Annotated in this window: 20 protein-coding genes; all 20 read left to right on the top strand. The window is 49.3% G+C overall.

The window, feature by feature from the left end; all coding sequences use genetic code 11:
- Positions 1-4 precede the first annotated feature (4 nt).
- The gene (locus tag DXD12_RS03225; protein ID WP_118637341.1) at positions 5-1,621 is read left to right on the top strand and encodes a phage portal protein; all 1,617 of its coding nucleotides are present in this window, start codon (positions 5-7) and stop codon (positions 1,619-1,621) included.
- Positions 1,605-2,831, top strand: a complete 1,227-nt coding sequence (locus tag DXD12_RS03220) for a head maturation protease, ClpP-related (protein WP_117787517.1) — start codon at positions 1,605-1,607, stop codon at positions 2,829-2,831. The genes DXD12_RS03225 and DXD12_RS03220 overlap by 17 nt, the downstream gene beginning before the upstream one ends.
- Position 2,832: 1 nt before the next feature.
- Positions 2,833-3,222 (top strand): head decoration protein, encoded by a 390-nt coding sequence (locus DXD12_RS03215; RefSeq protein ID WP_117469518.1) that lies wholly within the window; start codon positions 2,833-2,835, stop codon positions 3,220-3,222.
- Between the two features lie 16 nt (positions 3,223-3,238).
- The gene (locus DXD12_RS03210; RefSeq protein ID WP_117469519.1) at positions 3,239-4,270 is read left to right on the top strand and encodes a major capsid protein; all 1,032 of its coding nucleotides are present in this window, start codon (positions 3,239-3,241) and stop codon (positions 4,268-4,270) included.
- Positions 4,271-4,288: 18 nt separating this feature from the next.
- Positions 4,289-4,687, top strand: a complete 399-nt coding sequence (locus DXD12_RS03205) for a hypothetical protein (RefSeq protein WP_117469520.1) — start codon at positions 4,289-4,291, stop codon at positions 4,685-4,687.
- An 11-nt stretch (positions 4,688-4,698) separates the two neighbouring features.
- Entirely contained in the window at positions 4,699-5,025 is a 327-nt protein-coding gene (locus DXD12_RS03200; RefSeq protein ID WP_117469521.1) for a hypothetical protein, read from the top strand.
- Positions 5,022-5,609: a phage tail protein gene (locus DXD12_RS03195; protein WP_117469522.1), complete on the top strand. Its 588-nt coding sequence runs from the start codon at positions 5,022-5,024 to the stop codon at positions 5,607-5,609. Before DXD12_RS03200 ends, DXD12_RS03195 begins: the two co-directional genes overlap by 4 nt.
- A 3-nt stretch (positions 5,610-5,612) precedes the next feature.
- A complete protein-coding gene (locus DXD12_RS03190) occupies positions 5,613-6,080 on the top strand; it encodes a hypothetical protein (RefSeq protein WP_118637339.1) in 468 nt (155 codons plus the stop codon).
- A complete protein-coding gene (locus DXD12_RS03185) occupies positions 6,073-6,336 on the top strand; it encodes a hypothetical protein (protein ID WP_022118240.1) in 264 nt (87 codons plus the stop codon). The genes DXD12_RS03190 and DXD12_RS03185 overlap by 8 nt, the downstream gene beginning before the upstream one ends.
- 5 nt (positions 6,337-6,341) lie before the next feature.
- Positions 6,342-7,814, top strand: coding sequence for a phage tail sheath family protein (locus DXD12_RS03180; RefSeq protein WP_118637337.1), 1,473 nt, complete (start codon positions 6,342-6,344; stop codon positions 7,812-7,814).
- The gene (locus tag DXD12_RS03175) at positions 7,814-8,329 is read left to right on the top strand and encodes a phage major tail tube protein (RefSeq protein ID WP_117469526.1); all 516 of its coding nucleotides are present in this window, start codon (positions 7,814-7,816) and stop codon (positions 8,327-8,329) included. Before DXD12_RS03180 ends, DXD12_RS03175 begins: the two co-directional genes overlap by 1 nt.
- A 19-nt stretch (positions 8,330-8,348) precedes the next feature.
- A complete protein-coding gene (locus tag DXD12_RS03170; RefSeq protein WP_022118243.1) occupies positions 8,349-8,753 on the top strand; it encodes a phage tail assembly protein in 405 nt (134 codons plus the stop codon).
- 129 nt (positions 8,754-8,882) lie between these two features.
- Positions 8,883-13,016 (top strand): phage tail tape measure protein, encoded by a 4,134-nt coding sequence (locus DXD12_RS03165; protein WP_118637335.1) that lies wholly within the window; start codon positions 8,883-8,885, stop codon positions 13,014-13,016.
- Between the two features lie 15 nt (positions 13,017-13,031).
- The gene (locus tag DXD12_RS03160; protein WP_117469528.1) at positions 13,032-13,241 is read left to right on the top strand and encodes a tail protein X; all 210 of its coding nucleotides are present in this window, start codon (positions 13,032-13,034) and stop codon (positions 13,239-13,241) included.
- Positions 13,242-13,244: 3 nt separating this feature from the next.
- Positions 13,245-14,510: a LysM peptidoglycan-binding domain-containing protein gene (locus tag DXD12_RS15545; protein ID WP_242981986.1), complete on the top strand. Its 1,266-nt coding sequence runs from the start codon at positions 13,245-13,247 to the stop codon at positions 14,508-14,510.
- A gap of 12 nt (positions 14,511-14,522) precedes the next feature.
- The gene (locus DXD12_RS03150) at positions 14,523-15,014 is read left to right on the top strand and encodes a hypothetical protein (protein ID WP_117469529.1); all 492 of its coding nucleotides are present in this window, start codon (positions 14,523-14,525) and stop codon (positions 15,012-15,014) included.
- Between the two features lie 17 nt (positions 15,015-15,031).
- On the top strand, positions 15,032-15,421 hold the full coding sequence (locus tag DXD12_RS03145) for a phage tail protein (protein WP_118637333.1): 390 nt from the start codon (positions 15,032-15,034) through the stop codon (positions 15,419-15,421).
- 15 nt (positions 15,422-15,436) lie between these two features.
- Positions 15,437-15,745 (top strand): hypothetical protein, encoded by a 309-nt coding sequence (locus DXD12_RS03140; RefSeq protein WP_022118182.1) that lies wholly within the window; start codon positions 15,437-15,439, stop codon positions 15,743-15,745.
- Positions 15,738-16,895: a baseplate J/gp47 family protein gene (locus DXD12_RS03135; RefSeq protein ID WP_117787503.1), complete on the top strand. Its 1,158-nt coding sequence runs from the start codon at positions 15,738-15,740 to the stop codon at positions 16,893-16,895. The genes DXD12_RS03140 and DXD12_RS03135 overlap by 8 nt, the downstream gene beginning before the upstream one ends.
- Complete coding sequence (locus DXD12_RS03130; protein ID WP_118637331.1) at positions 16,888-17,793, top strand: phage tail protein; 906 nt, start codon at positions 16,888-16,890, stop codon at positions 17,791-17,793. Before DXD12_RS03135 ends, DXD12_RS03130 begins: the two co-directional genes overlap by 8 nt.
- Positions 17,794-17,797 lie beyond the last annotated feature (4 nt).

Here is a 17,797-nt window from a genome sequence, read left to right as displayed (position 1 = left end):
AAAATTGAATATTTTCGACAAAGCGGTCGAGATTGTCAACCCGTCCGCGGCACTCCGCCGGACACAAGACCGGTTCAAATTGCAAATGATCCGTTCCTTTCAAAATTCCGGGTATGACGAGTCGGGCGCTTCCAGAAATAAAAATTCTATGCGTGGATGGCTAGCAAACAGCAAGACACCACAGGAAGACATCGACAAGAACCTTCCAACCTTGCGGCAGAGATCCCGAAGCCTTTATATGTCCGCGCCCCTGGCGGTGTCGGCCATTAAGACAAACCGAACAAACATCGTCGGCCAGGGCTTACAGTTGAAAAGCACGATCGACGGCGACTATCTGGGAATGAGCCGCCAGGAAAAAGAGCGCTGGCAGAAGGACGCGGAACGCGAATTCGCCTTGTGGGCGGACTCAAAGTTTTGCGATTCTACCAGGGTAAACAATTTTTACGAGATCCAACAGGTCGCGTGTATGTCCTGGCTGATGAATGGCGACGCTTGCGTCCTTTTAGAGTACGACAAGCCCTATAAATTTTACCCGTATGGCCTACGAATTCACCTGATCGAAGCGGATCGCATAAGCACGCCGCACCAGACCGGAAACAGCGTGTATTTGCACGCCACGGATCCGAACACCCACAACCGGATTTACAACGGCGTGGAAGTGGACGATTCCGGGAAAATCGTCGCCTATCACATTTGTAGCACCTACCCGAACAGCACACTTCGGGCGGAAAAGAAATGGACAAGGGTAAAAGCCTTCGGAGATAAGACAGGATCCCCGAACGTGCTTATGATTTACGAGACGGAACGCGCGGAACAGTACCGCGGCGTCCCGTATCTGGCGCCGGTTATCGAAGCGTTGAAGCAGTTGACGCGGTACAGTGAAGCCGAAATGATGGCGGCCGTTATCAATGGATTTTTTACCGTCTTCATTACGTCAGAGAACGGAACGTCAGACATCGGGTTCGGCGGCGTTGTGGATGACGAAGACAGTGTTTCCAGTGATCCGACAAGCTATGAGCTAGGCCCTGGCATGGTGAACGTCTTAAATCCGGGCGAAAAGGTCGAGATTGCGGACGCGAAACGACCATCAACGAATTTCGACGCCTTCGTGACAGCCCTTGCGAAGTATGTCGGGGCCGCGCTTGAAATTCCGGTTGAACTTCTGACGAAATCCTTTACTTCCAGCTATTCCGCTTCCAGGGCGGCACTTCTGGAAGCCTGGAAGGCGTTTCGAATGAAAAGAACCTGGTTAGCGGCTGATTTATGCCAGCCGATTTATGAAATATTCCTGACGGAAGCAATCGCAACCGGACGCCTGAAAGCGCCCGGTTTTTTCCTGGATCCGATGATTAAAAAAGCCTATTGCGGCGCACAGTGGAACGGGCCTAGCCAGGGAATGATTGATCCGGTGAAAGAAGTCACGGCGGCAGAAAAACGAATCAAAGTCGGACTTTCAACCAGGCAGAAGGAAACCGTCGAACTGACCGGCGGCGACTTCGAAGCAAATATCGCGCAACTTGCAAGGGAAGGCGAAATGATGAAGGAAGCCGGCCTTGTATCGGTTCAGAGCGCGGAAACAATCACAGAAAAGGAGAAAAAGGAAGATGGAGAAGAAGACTAAACCGGCGCGGTTTATCAACGCCGTTCCGGCTACAGCTTCCCAGACGAATAACAAATTCTGGAATTTCGTTGATTCCGGCGGTGACAGTGCGGAATTACAGTTATTCGGGACAATTTCGTCCGAAGAAGACTGGTGGAGTGACGATTGCGTCACATACCGGAATTTTATCAATGAATTAAAGAGTCTGGGCGACAAGAAGAATATTAACGTCCTGATCCAGTCGGGCGGCGGTGATGTATTCGCGGCAAATGCCATTTATACCGCCCTAATTCAGAACAAAGCAACAATCACGGCGACCGTGATCGGCCTTTGCGCCAGCGCGGCGACAATTATCCTTCAGGCCGCCAGCACACGCCGAATCGCAAAGAACGGCGTCCTGATGGCCCACAATCCCAGCGTAACACTTTACGGATCTTATACATCCGCGCAGTTGGCAAAGCTGGCAGAAGTTACGGACAAGGTAAAAGAAAGCATTATGTCCGTATATCGCGACCGCCTGGGAAAGACGGACGATGAAATCAAAGAATTGATGAACAATGAAAGCTGGTACGTCGGCCAGGAAGCGATCGACAATGGTTTTTGCGATGAACTGATCGAAGACAGTTTTCAGAATTCCTACACGGACAAGAATGTCCTGACAGCGAACGGGATCGGATATAATTTCAAGAATTTTGTAAACACATTCGCACCCGATGAAGTTCGGAAGAAGGTTCAGAATCTTTCTAAAACGCCGCAGAAAGAAACCGGAACTTTTTCAAATACACCAACAACACAGAAAGGAAATAGTGAAATGGGAATGACACCAGCAACGGCGGCGCCGGCTATCCAGGACGCCGCACAGTTAAGAACCGCTTATCCCGATTTTGTAAATCAGATCGTGGAAGAAGCAATCAAGGCAGAACGTGACAGACTCAAAGACATTGATTCTATCGCGAACGGTATTCCGAACGACGTTTTGATGAAAGCGAAGTACGAAGAACCACTTTCCGCCGCAGATCTGGCCCTTGCACAGTTACGCGCAAACAACCAGGCCGGGCAGAAAACATTAAACAACCTTACCGACGACCTGGCAAACTCCGGCGCTGGAAGCGTTGGAACCGTTCCGAATGTTGGAAACGACGGCGGAAGCCAGCAGAAGGCCGAACAGAGAGAAGCCAAAGTCGGCGGTTTAGTCAACGCCTTAAAGGGCGACAAGAGAAGGGGGAAATAATATGCAGTTATTCAACAAAAACGAAGGCACATTCACACCGGACGCGCTGATCGTTTCCCCTGATTTCCCGATCCTGACAGGGGGAATCGGCCTGAAACGCGGCCAGGGAGTATTGAAACGTGGAACCGTAATCGTGAAGGGAACTGACAAGAACGGCTATATCGCCGGAACAACGGTTTCTTCCGTGACAATGAAGGCGTTCGGTATTCTTACCGACGACACGGACACCGGATCCGCCGCCGAAGGCGACAATATTCCGGCAGTATGCTATATTACCGGCCATTTCAACCGCGGCGCCGTTGCGGTTAAGGCTGACGCAACTATCGACACTTACGAGGACGAGTTGAAAGGAATCGGGATCCACCTTGCAAACGTCCAGAAATACGAATAAGGGGGGTAAGAAGACAATGCCTGATTATACAACCCGTGAAATGATGGACGCGATCGACCAGACGCCGCCCGTCCGCACATTTTTACAGAAAACCTTTTTCCCTGGCGAGGAAACCCACGTCACCGAAAAGGTAGAATTTGACGTGAGAAAAGGAAAACGCGTCATGGCGCCGCTGGTAAGCCCTAGAGTCGGCGGAAAAGTAATCACACGCCAGGGCTTCCACACTAACAGTTTCACCACACCGAAGATCGCACCGGAAAGACCGTTGACTGTCGATGATGTTTCCAACCGCGCAATCGGTGAGAATGTTTACAGCCAGAGGACACCGGAAGAACGCGAGGACGAACTTCTTTCTAAGGACATGACAGACCTTGAAGAAGCAATCGCAAGAAGAAAAGAGTGGATGTGTCGCCAGATCCTCTATGAAGGAAAAATCGACGTGGTGGACGAGGAAGAAGGCGTTGACGTTCAGGTCGATTTCGGATTTTCGAACATTACCGTTCTGGGATCCGATCAGGACTGGGCGCTTGCGACCGTCAATCCGCTTCCTACCCTTCGCCAGATCCGAAAGAAAATCATTAAGGCAACCGGCAAGGCCCCGGACATTGCGATCTTTTCTTCTGACGTGATCGAGAAGTTCACAACGAACCCGTTCGTCGAAAAAGCTATGAATATGCTGAATATGAAGAACATCGTGATCGAACCGCGTGTCGTGGATCCGGCCCTTACTTTTTACGGCCGTATCGCAGAACTTGACCTTGATATTTATACCTACGACGAGTGGTTTTTGAATGACGAGGGCGAGGATGAAGCAATGATCCCGGACGGAACCGTCCTGATGGGCCATTCCGACGGCGAAGGCCAGATCGAGTATGGAGCAGTTACCCAGATGGAAGACAAAAAGTTCCAGACTTACGAAGGGCGCCTTGTTCCGAAGCAGTACGCCGACGAGAAAAACGAGGTCAAAATGCTTCGCCTGACTTCCAGACCGCTTCCGCGTCCGTTCGATGTGGAGTCCTGGGCGGTTATCTATGTAAACAGATCTTAATGAAGGGAGTGTCAACAGATGGCATACAGAACAAAAGTTGAAGTCCAGACAAATGGCAAGGTTTATGCGCCTGGATCCATTCTTCCGACCAATATGTCAAAAATCGACATGGATTTTCTGAAAAAAAGAAAATTCATCGAGTTAGTGGAGATCGACGAGCGCGTGGCCGCCGCCGATGAAATCGAGGAAGACGACGAGGACAGGGCCGACGGCGATATGTTCGACGAACTGGCCCCTGGCGGCTATAAAAGCGCCGATGAAGTAAGGAAGATTCGCACAAAGAAGGAACTTTACACTTACGCGCTTTCAATCGGCCTTGACCTGGGGAACGATTACGAGGAAAGAAAAGTGGGCGATCTGGCCGATGAAGTAATCAATTTCCAGGAAGAAAAAGAAGCCGACGCCGACGCGGAGTAAGGGCCGAAGCCATGAAGTCGTTTAAAGAACAGCTTGAAAAAGACCTTGACAGTGTTTTCTTCAACATGGATGAATTCGCAGAAACCCACATGATCGACGGGAAAGAAGTTCCTATTGTCCTGGATAATGATCGCATTATCGAGTTGAGCATGGGAAAAACCGTTGAGACACGCGGAATCTTCACGGACGACATTCTGTTTTTCGTGCAGAAAAAAGACCTGGATTATGAGCCGGTCGCCGGCCAGCACATGGAATTTGACGGCGAAATGTACCCGATTTCTGATGTAAAAGAGGATTTCGGCGGCTATACCATTATTTTAACGGGGAACCAGGATTGATCGTTCAGAAAATCGAAGTCACAGGAATTGAAGACGTCGAAAAGCGTCTGGGAAATCTGAAATCGAAGGCGCCGCTGGTCGTTGCCAGGGCGATCAACCGCGCGACCACCAACGTCAAAAAGAACATGGCGAAAGAAACTTCGGGGAAGTATTTCGTTTCCAGTGGCGACGTGAAGAAAACAATCACAGTCAGCAAAGCGACAAAATCCAGCCTGAAAGCCGCGGTTATTTCGAACGGAACCGGGATCGCCCTTTCAAAATTCAAGGTAAGTCCCGGAACACCCGTCCGGTACCGCGGAAAAAACAGATCCCCAAAGGTCTACAAGGCCGGAGTTGAGAAAGCCGGCGGCGTGAAGCCATTAGACGGCGATCCGAAGTCGTTTATCGCGATTATGAAATCCGGCCACAAGGGCGTTTTCACACGTACCAGCGGCCGAAGCCTTCCGATCAAGCAGTTATACGGCCCGTCTGTTCCGCAGATGATAAAAAATGAAAAAATTATGAAGGCTATTAACGACGACGCGAACGAAACGCTTCAAAAGCGAATTGACGCGGAAATCGCGAACCTGTTACGGAAGGGGTAAGAAATGCAGACAGACATTTTTTTGCAGAAAGCCCTTGTCGATGAAGTGAAGGACATTCTGAAAGGCTACACCACATTAAACAACGGGGAACCCGTGAAATTCAATGTATATCCGCAGAATTTACCGGCAAAGAAAGGAAGAAATGACGAAGATCATTTTCCTTATGTGCTAGTGTGCCTTGATGAAGAAGTGATTCAGGATGAAAACGACGACAATATCTGTTCGATTTATTTCCTGGTCGGCCTGAACGACAAAAACGAGAACCGGCAAGGCCATTTTGACGTTGCGAACGTTTTGAATTTGATTTCAGAACGATTTTTGGAGAAACGGTTGATTGCAGATCGTTTCAGAATTCAATTTCCGGTTTCGAAAAAGTTCCAGGAAGACGACACCTGGCCGAAGTTCTTCGGCGGCATGACGACTTTGTGGACGGTAAACAAACCGATGATAGAGGAGACAGAATATGACTAATAAAAAAGTTATGTACATGGGGCCTACTTTGCGCGGAGTGGCAAGAAACGGATCCGTTTTCGAAAACGGACTTCCGGCGAACCTGTCCAAACTGGCAGAGAAAAAGCCTATTATTAAAAACCTGATTGTTCCGCTGGCTGAAACAGTGGAAACAAAGAAAGCAATCGACACGGAAGGAACGGCCGAAGCTGTAGCGTATGACAAGATCGCCGCCATTTCCAGAAGTGAGATTGAAAATATCCTGAAAGGAGAGTAAAAGCAATGTCTAATTACAAACATGGTATTAGAACCAGCCGTCAGGCGACCGCGATTTCGATTCCGGTCACTTCTGACGGCTGTATTCAGTGTGTAATCGGAACCGCGCCGGTAAACCTGGCCGTCGATCCTTACGACACAGTAAATAAGCCGTTCGCGTGCTTAAAAAAAGAAGACGCAGTAACCGCCCTTGGCTATTGTAGCGACTTCGAGAACTACACACTTTGTCAGAGTATTTACGCGACATTCAACATTTTTGCAGTTGCACCGCTGATCCTGATTAACGTCCTGGATCCGAAGAAACACGTTAAGGCGTCCGTTTCAAAAACCTACACGGTTGAAGGGGGGAAGATTGTAATTGATGAAGAAGGAATCCTTCTGGATCAGTTAAATATCGCAAATGAAGGCGGAATAACGACCTACAAGGCCGATGAAGATTATGTCGCTTCTTTCACTTCTGACGGAACCGTGACGGTTTCCATTGTGAAGACCGGCGCGGCAAAATCAGAAAAGAGCCTGAAAGCGTCCTTTGTTCAGTTAGATCCTTCCGCGGTGACTTATGAAGACGTGATCGGCTCCATTGACGCGGTCACGAAGAAGAAAACCGGCCTGGAACTGGTAAACATGGTTTATCCGAAATACGGATATGTACCTTCTTTACTTCTGGCCCCTGGCTGGTCGCACGTTCCGGCCGTTGCATTGGCCCTGGACGCGAAAGCGTCTTCTATTTCCAGCCTTTTCACCGGAAAAGTGGTGATGGACGTCGATTCCGCAGAGGGAAAGGCGGATTCCATTGACAAGGTGAAGGAATTCAAGGACAACAACGCCATTTCCAGCCGCGGCGAAATTGTTATGTGGCCGATGGTAAAGGTTGGCGACTATAAACTGTACTATTCAGCCATGATGGCGGCAAATTTACAGTATTTAGCCGCAAATAATAACGGTATTCCGTCCCGTTCCCCATCCAACAAGGACGCGAAGATCACCGGTTTATGCCTGGCGGACGGTTCCGAAGTCCTTCCTGATCTGGACGAAGCAAACGATTATTGTAACGCTTGCGGAGTCGTTACCGCTATCAATATGAACGGCTGGAAGAACTGGGGCAATAATACCGCGGTTTATCCGTCTTCCACGGATCCGATTGACCGATGGATTAACATTGTAACAATTTTCGACTACATTGAAAACAATTTCAAACTTACATTCTTCCAGGATGTGGACGACCTGACGAATTACCGTCTGATCGACGAGGTTGTTTCCGGCTTTAATATGCAGTTGAACGGTTTACAAGGTTCCGACGACATCGCCGGCGGCGAAATCACTTTTGACCACGACGAAAACCCGATTGCAAATATCCTGAATGGCTCTATCAAATTTCACACGAAGATCGGCGGATATACACCGGCCGAAGACATTCACAATGTCTTTGAATTTGATCCTACCATTACACAGAACGCACTTGAAGGGGGTGGCGAATAATGGGCTATAAGATTCCGACAGTCTTAAACAATTTCAACAGTTACGGAGCCGGCCACAAGTACGTCGGAGTTTCCAACGAAGTAACGCTTCCGAACTTCGAATCTATGACGGAAACCATCGACGGGGCCGGAATCGCCGGCGAAATCGAAGAAGCGATCGAAGGCGCTTTCGGTTCCTTGGAAACTGAAACAACTTTCGGCAATATCAGCCGCGAATATTTCGATTTCATCACCCAGACCGGCCAGATTACTTACCGCGGATCTATGCAGGTATTAAATACCGCAACCCAGACAAACGACTTTGAAAGCCTTGTCGTAACGACAAAGGGAAAAGTCAAGGCGTTTGACCTGGGATCCTTAAAAAAAGGCGGCAAGGGCGAACCGAAAGTCACCCGTGAAGTTACTTACTGCAAGATCGCGATCGCTGGAACTACCGTCCTGGAACTTGATAAATACAATATGATCTGGAAGCTGAACGGCGTTGACCGTTTGCAGAAAGTAAGAAGCCAGATCTAGGAAAGAGAGGAAATAAGCAATGACAGAGAACAAAGAGCAGAAAAGAGAAGACATGATCGGCGGCGATGAAATCGCAGTCGTTCCGGCAAACGAGGAAATCGCCGACACCCTTCTTCCGAAGAAGGAAGAAGAAGACGAGCTGATCGTCAAATTCAGAAAGCCCTACAAATTCGAGGACGACACGTTCACAGAATTAGATCTTCACGGGCTGGAAGATCTGACCGGACGTACATTGACGGCCATCGAAAAGGCTTTCAACAAGACCGGTGTATCTAGCTTCGTACCTGAAAGCACAACCACATACGCGAAGATCGTCGCTACCAAAGTGACCGGGCTTCCGGCGGAGTTTTTCGAAGATCTTCCGGCCGCAGAGATCCAGAAGATTAAAAACGCCGTTGTGGGTTTTTTATACAAAGACGAGTAAGGCACGATTCCGGGGCCGACATTCAAAAAACGGCCGTCCATCTTGCGATGGCAACAAACACCGGAATAGATTTTTTCACAGATCTTCCGCTTGACGAGTATATCGACATAGCAAAGGAAGTGAGCGAAATTGGCAAAGAAAACAAGCTACGAACTGGCGCTTGAAATCGGTGGGAAAATCCAAAGTTCACTCACGAAATCGGTTAGTGGAGTTAATAACAAATTAGATTCAATCGGAAAAGCCGCAAAAACGGCCGCGAAGATAGCAACAGCCGCCTTCGCGGCCGTAAAAATTGGCGATTTTGTCAAAGACGCGGTGGACACATATTCGGAATTTAACCAGGCAATGGCCGAAACGGCCGGTATTGCCGGAGCGACCGAAGATGAATATAAACAGCTTCAAGCGGCGGCCCAGGAGATGGGAAAACGCACGACTAAGACAGCCACGGAAGCCGCCCAGGCATTAGGTTATATGAGTTTGGCCGGCTGGAACGTGAATGATTCTATTTCGGCGCTGGAACCGGTTCTTCGCTTGTCGGAAGCTACTTCGATGGATCTGGCCACCTGTTCAGACTTGGTAACTGACTCAATGAGTGCGTTGGGCCTGGGCGTTGACGATCTGACAAATTACTTGAACGTCGCTGTCCAGGCGAATAACAAATCGAACACAACCGCGCAAGCCTTAATGGAAGCGATGATCGGTTGTGGTGGCGCCGCAAAATCGGCCGGTATGGACTACAAGCAGACCGCCGCGGCCCTGGGTATCCTTGCGAACAATGGTATCAAGGGAGCGGAAGCCGGAACGGCTTTGAACTCTATGCTGGTTCGAATGACAACGAAAGACGTCGCGCAGAAAGCATTTAAGGAACTGGGCGTTTCTATTTACGATAGTTCCGGCGCAATGCGGAATATGCAAGATATTCTTGTGGAATTAAACGGCGCGATGTCTGGATTGTCCCAGGAACAGAAAAACAACTACATGGCGGCAATCGCCGGCACGAACTATTATACCCAGTTCGGCTATTTGTTGGAAGGCGTCGCAGAAGGCGCAGACGGGGCCGCGTCCACCTGGACACAGCTAACGGAAGCCTTCGATAATTCCGACGGCGCCCTGGACGCAATGGCCGACACCATGACGGACACGTTACCGGGCGCAATGGCGATTTTTGGTTCGGCGGTCGATGACGCTAAAATTCGATTGTGCGAGGTATTTGCGCCACTTGCAAAGGACGCAATCAAAGGGGTTGCTGATGTGATCCCGTCGATTACTGACCGCGCGGTCGGCGTTGCACAGTCATTTTATAACACAGTCGTTCCGGCGGCGGAGAATTTCGCGAAGAAAGCAATCGCGGCCTTTAACCAGGCGAAGCCAGCTTTTGACGAAATTCGCACGAAAGCCACGGACGCATTTATTTTTTTACGTGATACGGGAATCACGGCCTTCGAGAATATCAAGGCGAAAATTGAAGAAAACAAGCCAGCGATCGACAAAGTGATCGCGGTCGCCCTGGATCTGAAAGACAAATTGTTCCAGGCATGGGAGATAGTGAAACCGGCCATTTCCCAAATTGCAACGGTCGCAATCCCGGCCGTTATCGGGGCCATGATGAAAGTTATCGGGGCCGCGGCGACAGTTTATCAGAAATTAGATGAATGGGGACTTCTTATCCCGATTATTACCGGAATCGCCGGAGCAGTTGCGGCGGTGAAGATGGTTGAATTCGCAAAGGACACTATGAACACAGTAAAAGCCGTCAAGGCCCTTGTGGTAGTGTTTGGCGCGGAAAAGAAAGCTATGATCGTGAACCTTGCGTTGAAAGCAAAGGACAGGCTGGAAACGGCCTATCTCTACGCATTGTACGCAAAGGACGCAGTTGTTAAGGGAATCAGCACAGCGGCCACATGGGCGCAGACGGCGGCCTTGACAGCCTGGAACGCGATTTGTGCGGTCGGAACGGCCGTTACTTCGGCGCTGGGCGTGGCTTTCGCATTTCTAACAAGTCCGATTGGACTTGTATGTGTGGCAATCGCGGCGGTTATTGCGATCGGCGTGTTGCTATATAAAAACTGGGACACCGTGAAAGAAAAGGCGTCACAGTTGGGCGACTGGATCGTCGGCGTATTTAATAACCTGAAAGAAAAGGCTTCGGCCGCAATTCAGGAATTCGCGGACAAATTCCCGGTTGCTTTTGCGTTCCTTTCGTCTGTATTCGAAAGCTGGAAACAGACGATCACAAATATCTTTTCGGGCGTGAAACAGGTCTTCCAGGGTGTCGTTCAGTTTATTAGCGGCGTCTTCACGGGTGACTGGTCGAAAGCCCTTGATGGACTGAAAAATATCTTTTCGGGTGCATTTCGCGCCCTGTCTTCGCTGACACTTGCGCCCCTGAACGCGCTGAAAGGCGTTGTCGTGGGTGCTTTTAATGCGATTGACACAGCGACAGGCGGAAAGCTATCTGTAATCAAAAATAAGGTTTCAGACGCGTTTTCGTCCATCAAAAAAACAGCCGGATCCATCATGCAAGCGGCGAAAGATACGATTTCTGAAAAGTTATCGAATATCAAGTCCGCGTATGAGGAACACGGCGGCGGAATTAAGGGAATCGCCGCGGCGGCAATCGAGGGCGTAAAAGGCTACTATACGGCCGGATATACCTTCATAGATAAATTAACAGGCGGAAAATTGACCGCGATCAAGGAGAAATTCTCCAAAATCTGGTCGCAGATTTCCGAAAAGGTAAGTGAAGCCTGGACAACGATAAAAAACATCGTGAAAGTCGGGGTTATGCTGATCGGCGAAATCATTTCGGCCGCTTTTCAGATTATCACGCTTCCGTTCCAGTTTATCTGGCAGAACTGCAAGGACACGATCCTTTCAGCCTGGGAGTTTATCAAAACAACCGTTTCGGACGGAATTCAGAAGGTCAAAGACACGATTTCGTCTTTCCTTTCTCCGATCGTAAACGCGGTTTCGGGCGCCTGGTCGTCCGTAAAATCAGCCACGGGTTCGGCCTGGTCGGCGGTGAAATCAGCCACAAGTTCAGCCTGGACGGCGGCAACCGGTTATATTTCCGAAAAAATTAACGGCGCGAAACAGGTTGTTTCGTCCGTGACTTCGACGATCAAATCAACCGCTTCGGCGGCCTGGTCGTCCGTAAAATCAGCCACAAGTTCGGCCTGGACGGCGGTATCGTCGGCAACAAACACGGCCTGGACGGCGGCAAGCGGCTATATTTCGAACAAGATCAACACCGCGAAAGCGACCGTTTCTTCGGTCGCTTCATCCATTCGATCAACCGCTTCGGCGGCCTGGTCGGCGGTATCATCCGCGACAAATTCAGCCTGGACAACGACGACGGGTTATATCTCAAACAAGATTAACGCCGCGAAAGCGACCGTTTCTTCGGTTACTTCGTCCATCCGGTCAACCGCTTCGGCGGCCTGGTCGGCGGTGTCGTCTGCTACAAGTTCGGCGTTTGAAAATGTCCGGGCAACTATGAGCAACAAAATAAACACAGCGAAGGCGAATGTGTCGTCGGCATTATCGGGAATCCGTTCGGCCTTTTCTTCCGGCTTATCAGCCGCGAAGAACACGGTCACAAGCATTTTTGGGAATATCGTGTCGGCGATCAGTGGAAAGATGGAATCAGCGAAAAACGCCGTATCAAACGCGATCGGCGCATTAAAAAGCAAATTCAACTTTTCCTGGAGCCTTCCAAAGCTGAAACTTCCGCACGTTTCTATTTCGGGCGGTTTTTCAATCAATCCGCCTTCTGTTCCCCATTTCGGGATCAGTTGGTATAAAAACGGTGGTATTTTAAACAAACCGACCATCTTCGGGGCAAGTGGAAACAACCTTTTGGGCGGCGGAGAAGCCGGCAAAGAAGCGGTTCTTCCGCTGGCTGAATTATGGTCGAATATGAAATCCATCGTCGCCGGAGTCGTCCAGGGCAACCAGAATGACGGCGCGGCTTCTGTTTTCGACAGAATGAAACAGCTTGTCGGAATTCAGAGCAACGGCCAGCCGGCGGAATCAGTCACGAAACAGCTTTACAACAACGTGACAACTAGCAACACAACCAACAGAACGAAGGAAGATAATTCTTCAACGGATAGTTCGAAATTTGTCTATTCGCCTTCGGTTGTGATCCAGGGCAACGCAAGCAAGGAAGATGTGAACGAAGCCCTTGAAATGTCACAGCAGAAGTTTAATGAAATGATGGACAGATGGAAGAAGGGGAAGGAAAGGACTTCATTCGCATAAAGAAGGGGCCATGATATGGACGAAAAAAGATACTACACAACCGTTTCTGGCGATATGTGGGACTCTATCGCCTACGCTTTTTATGGCGACGTGAAATACATCGGCTTACTGATGGACAGCAATCCCCACCTTCTGGACATTTCCGTGTTTTCCGATGGCACTCCGGTTTATATCCCGGAGTTGCCGGAAGAAAGCGACGAAGACCTTCCAGAATGGAGAGTGTAAGCCATGCAAGCGCGACAGTCTTACGTTTCCGTGAAATACAACGGAAAGGACATCACAAAGAAAATAACCGATTATACAGAAGGCTTCGAGTATGTGGACAACGCGAGTGGTACGGCCGACACTGTTTCCTTGAAATTAAACAACCGAAGCGGCGTCTGGTGGGGCGGCTGGATCCCTATTCAGGGCGACTATGTGGAAGCTACCATCAAGACAACGAACTGGAACAAAGAAGGCGACAATCGAAGCCTGAATTGTGGTTATTTTCTGATTGACGACCTGGGATATTCCGGGCCGCCGCAAATTGCCACGATCGGGGGCATAGCGACACCGATCAACACGGATTTCAACGTCACGAAGAAATCGAAGACCTGGAAGAAAACATCGGTCAAAGGAATTCTTTCGAGCATTGCCGCAACGGCAAAGATCGGCTTGTATTTCTCAGGCCAGGACTATTCGATCGACGAAATGGAGCAATCCGACCAGACGGACGTTGAATTCGCTTTCAGCCTTTGCGCGTCTTATAACCTGGCTATGAAATTATATAACCGGAAAATGGTTGTATTCGATCAGACAGACTATGAAAAGAAGGCGGCCAGTCTTTCACTTGATCGGTCAAAATGTTCTTCCTGGTCGGCCACTAAGAGCATGACGCGACTATATGACGGCGTTCAGATCTGCTATACAGATTCTAAGAAAAACAAGACGCTGAAATATAAATTTATGATGAGGAACGGATCAAGGATCCTGAAACTGAATGAAACCGCGGAAAGCCTTCAAGACGCGGAAATCAAGGCGAAGGCGAAACTGTTAGAGCATAACAGGAAATGCCAGTCTATTAACGTGAAAACAAGGGGCGATGTGAAGTATATCGCTTGTAAAAATATAAAAATGTCCGGCTTCGGCAAGCTGGACGGGAAATATTACATTGACACCGTGACACACACAAAGGACGCCAGCGGCGGTTATACCGTAAGCCTTGATATGCACCTATGCGTGATTGTAAACGGCGTCACAGTTGCGACCGTGGAGTCCGGGAACACCACAAAGAAAGCCGCCAGCAGTTCCACGAAGGCGAAGACCTATACCATTGTAAGCGGCGATACCTTGTGGAGAATTTCAACAAAATTCCTGGGATCCGGTGCTAAGTATATGCAGATTTATAACACAAATAAATCGACCATCGAATCGGCCGCAAAATCACACGGAAAATCATCGTCAAGCAACGGTCACTGGATCTGGCCGGGAACAGTCCTGACGATTCCAGGATAAAAAGGGGGACACATGAGCGATATTATAAGAGTTGGCTATATTTCGGCGATTAACTACACGGACGGGACGGCCCAGGTCGTCTATAAAGACCGTGACAATGCCGTTTCGCCTTATATGCCGTTTTTCTCAAATGAATTTGATCCGCCACCGGTTGAAACCCTTGTATATGTGGTACACCTGGAAAACGGCGGAACGCGCGGCGTGATTCTTCCGCCGCCGTATGCAGAAGGAAACCGGCCGCCGGAAGGCGTCGCCGGGATCTGGCGAAAAGATTTCGGGGACGGAAGTTATATCCGGTACGACAAGAAGGCGAAACGCCTTGATGTGGTATCGGATAGCGTGAACGTCGAAGGATTGAATGTTTCCGGGAATCTGGCGGTCGGCGGCAATGCAACCGTAACTGGAAGGATCAGCGCCGGGAGCATTTCGGCAAAATCAATCAGCACGACCGGAAACGTCCATGTGGGCGGCAACCTGACCGTTTCCGGCAGTTATCCGACATAGGAAGGACGGTGGTGTAAATGATCGGATATTTCGGGGACATTATCTTCGAAACCAGCGACAAGAAAATCTGCAATTTCAATGATTTCAAACAGGCCGCTTCCGCGAACTATTCCGAACACAGCCGTTACCGGAAGAAATCGGAACGGGAATTCATCGGCCCGGACAACGAAGGCGTGTCGTTCACAATGAAGATCCGCGCCGGTCACGGTGTACGGCCCCGTATTATGAAGGACAAACTGATAAAGTATTGTGAAAGTGGAAAAGTTTGTCCGCTAGTAATTGGCGGCCACAAGATCGGCGGCGGAAAGTGGACGGTTGATTCCATCGACGCAAACTTTAAGGAAGTGTGGAACCGCGGCGAACTTGTTTCTGTCGAAATCGCCGTAACGGCCACGGAATACTATTAGGGGGGGGCGCGAACGATGATTGAAATTGACGGCGTACAAATTGTAATGAATAGCGAAGTGGAACTTTCCCTTCGTCAAGAAATCATGGAAAAGGTGTCTTTTATTTTATCCGTTTTGAAAGGCACTATTCCGATGAACCGGGAAGTCGGGATTGATCCTGATGTTATATCGGCGCCGGCCTACCAGGCCCAGAACCTTTATACCATTTCAGCGATCGAAGTTGTCGAAGAATTCGAAGACCGCGTCTCGGTCGATGAAGTCCGGTTCGAAGCAAATGGAAACGGAAATTTAATTCCGAAGGTGGTGCTTGTATATAATGGCTGATGAAATCCAGAAACTATATGATCTTCCCGACGTATCGTTCATAGACGACATTACATTCGATCAGATCTTGAATGAAAATATTACAAACTGGCAAAATGAATATGAACAGGAAACCGGGAAGAAAAAGATCCTTCGCCCAGGCGATAAAGAATACATTCAGTTAAAGATTGAAGCCGGCCAGTGGTTCCAGATGTATAAACAGCTTGACTTTGCGGCAAAACAGAACCTTTTGAAGTATTCAACCGGCGATTTTCTGAAACATTTAGGATCCATGAAAAAGACCTTTATCAACGAACCGAAGGCGGCAGTCACAACGGTTCGTTTTATTTTGTCCGAAATCCGCCGTGAAGTGGTTTATATCCCGGCCGGAACCAGAGTCACCGCCGGGGACGGAATTTATTTCGCAACCGACGACTTCGCAGAGGTCACGGCCGGCGCGGATCATATCGACGTCGATTGTACGTGTGAAACGGTCGGAACGGTCGGAAATGATTATATTGTCGGCCAGATTGAAACTCTGGTCGATCCGGTTCCTTATGTGGCCGAAGTTACAAATATAACAAAGTCGGAAGGCGGAGCCGGAGAAGAAACAGAAGAAAACTTCCGTGAACGAATTTTCCTGGCGCCGTCGTCCTATTCCACAGCCGGCCCGTCTGACGCTTACGAATACTGGGTGAAACAGTACAATTCGGCGGCGATCGAGGATGTGAAGATCTACGAGCCGGAAGACGCGGTTGTTGACATCCGAATTCTTCTGAATGGCGGAGAATTGCCAACACAGACATTTTGCAATGGCTGTCTGGCATATTTGAAAAACAACCCGATTATTCCACTTACAGATAAAGACCAGATCGCGCCGCCTGACGTTGTGAAATACGATATTAAGGCGACTTATTATATTGGCCGAAGTGACATTAACAATCTGGCGGCCATTAAGAGCGCTATCGAAGCCGCAAAAGATACATATATCGAGTGGCAAAAAACAAAGATCGGCCGGGACATTAACCCGGACACCCTGACAGAATTTGTCAGAGCCGCCGGCGGAAAGCGCGTCGTTATCGAATCCCCGGCGTTCCAGGTCGTCCCGGAAACATCCGTCGCCCAGGAAAGAACGATCGAATTCGTTTACGGGGGCGTTGAAAATGATTAGTCTTCACGATTACCGGACAGAAGACGCGCTTCCGGCAGAAATGAAGACACCTGAACGCCTGGCTTCGTGCCGGGTGTTTGATATTCAGAAAAAGAAATTCATGGAACGGTTGCGCCGGGTGTATATCTGGGCGGATCTGGATAAGGTCGAAGACGACAAGCTGGACTTCCTGGCAGTTGAAAGCCGTGTTCTGTTTTATAACACGTCGCTTTCGCCGGAAATCAAAAGAAGTCTGATCCGAAATTCGATTTACTGGTACATGAAGCTAGGAACCAGCCAGGCCATGACAGAAATGATCGACACCGTGTTTGGCGACAATAACACGTCGGTCGAAGAATGGTACACATACGCCGGAGCGCCTTTCCATTTCCGAATTGCAGTCGGAACGGAAGTGACGCAGACTTCCATAAAAGAATTTCTGAATTATTTGAATAAAGTTAAAAATGCGCGTTCCCGTTTCGATTACATGGCTTTTCAGAACGGGATCACGCTTAAATTTTTCGATAAATCAGAGTACCAGACGTTTTTCTATACCTTTTGTGGTGATTTCGAGTGTGGCACATATCCGGCGGCCGCGGTTGGATTTATCCCGACCGAAGTTCAGCTTTCACTTGAAGCAGAGGGAGAAGAAGCGTTCGCAGAGTACACGCCAGCCGGAACCACGCCGGACATTTCAACCGGCTTGCATTTATCCGAAGTTACAGTCGATCTTGAAAGCGCCACCGACGGACAGACAATCGTTTATCCGACGGACAGCGACCAGGAAACCGGTTCTTATCCAGATCCGGCGACTGGTCTTGCGCTGGCGGAAAGCGGCGTTTCCGTCGCGCCTGAAAGTGAAGGACTTAACTTATATTATGACAGCACCGCGGAGAAATACGCCGCGGACGAAGAATGAAAGG

This window comes from Clostridium sp. TF11-13AC (genome assembly GCF_003481065.1).
Taxonomy (GTDB): domain Bacteria; phylum Bacillota; class Clostridia; order Lachnospirales; family Lachnospiraceae; genus Otoolea; species Otoolea fessa.
This window is presented reverse-complemented; position numbering and strand designations above follow the sequence as displayed.

Excerpts from the sequence above, each read along its gene's own strand:
- DXD12_RS03185 (WP_022118240.1), top strand. The coding sequence starts at position 6,073 with ATGACTAATAAAAAAGTTATGTACATGGGGCCTACTTTGCGCGGAGTG.
- DXD12_RS03145 (WP_118637333.1), top strand. The coding sequence starts at position 15,032 with ATGATCGGATATTTCGGGGACATTATCTTCGAAACCAGCGACAAGAAA.
- DXD12_RS03175 (WP_117469526.1), top strand. The coding sequence starts at position 7,814 with ATGGGCTATAAGATTCCGACAGTCTTAAACAATTTCAACAGTTACGGA.
- DXD12_RS03135 (WP_117787503.1), top strand. The coding sequence starts at position 15,738 with ATGGCTGATGAAATCCAGAAACTATATGATCTTCCCGACGTATCGTTC.
- DXD12_RS03140 (WP_022118182.1), top strand. The coding sequence starts at position 15,437 with ATGATTGAAATTGACGGCGTACAAATTGTAATGAATAGCGAAGTGGAA.
- DXD12_RS03200 (WP_117469521.1), top strand. The coding sequence starts at position 4,699 with ATGAAGTCGTTTAAAGAACAGCTTGAAAAAGACCTTGACAGTGTTTTC.
- DXD12_RS03150 (WP_117469529.1), top strand. The coding sequence starts at position 14,523 with ATGAGCGATATTATAAGAGTTGGCTATATTTCGGCGATTAACTACACG.
- DXD12_RS03180 (WP_118637337.1), top strand. The coding sequence starts at position 6,342 with ATGTCTAATTACAAACATGGTATTAGAACCAGCCGTCAGGCGACCGCG.
- DXD12_RS03210 (WP_117469519.1), top strand. The coding sequence starts at position 3,239 with ATGCCTGATTATACAACCCGTGAAATGATGGACGCGATCGACCAGACG.
- DXD12_RS03205 (WP_117469520.1), top strand. The coding sequence starts at position 4,289 with ATGGCATACAGAACAAAAGTTGAAGTCCAGACAAATGGCAAGGTTTAT.
- DXD12_RS03215 (WP_117469518.1), top strand. The coding sequence starts at position 2,833 with ATGCAGTTATTCAACAAAAACGAAGGCACATTCACACCGGACGCGCTG.
- DXD12_RS03160 (WP_117469528.1), top strand. The coding sequence starts at position 13,032 with ATGGACGAAAAAAGATACTACACAACCGTTTCTGGCGATATGTGGGAC.
- DXD12_RS03220 (WP_117787517.1), top strand. The coding sequence starts at position 1,605 with ATGGAGAAGAAGACTAAACCGGCGCGGTTTATCAACGCCGTTCCGGCT.
- DXD12_RS03170 (WP_022118243.1), top strand. The coding sequence starts at position 8,349 with ATGACAGAGAACAAAGAGCAGAAAAGAGAAGACATGATCGGCGGCGAT.
- DXD12_RS03130 (WP_118637331.1), top strand. The coding sequence starts at position 16,888 with ATGATTAGTCTTCACGATTACCGGACAGAAGACGCGCTTCCGGCAGAA.
- DXD12_RS15545 (WP_242981986.1), top strand. The coding sequence starts at position 13,245 with ATGCAAGCGCGACAGTCTTACGTTTCCGTGAAATACAACGGAAAGGAC.
- DXD12_RS03190 (WP_118637339.1), top strand. The coding sequence starts at position 5,613 with ATGCAGACAGACATTTTTTTGCAGAAAGCCCTTGTCGATGAAGTGAAG.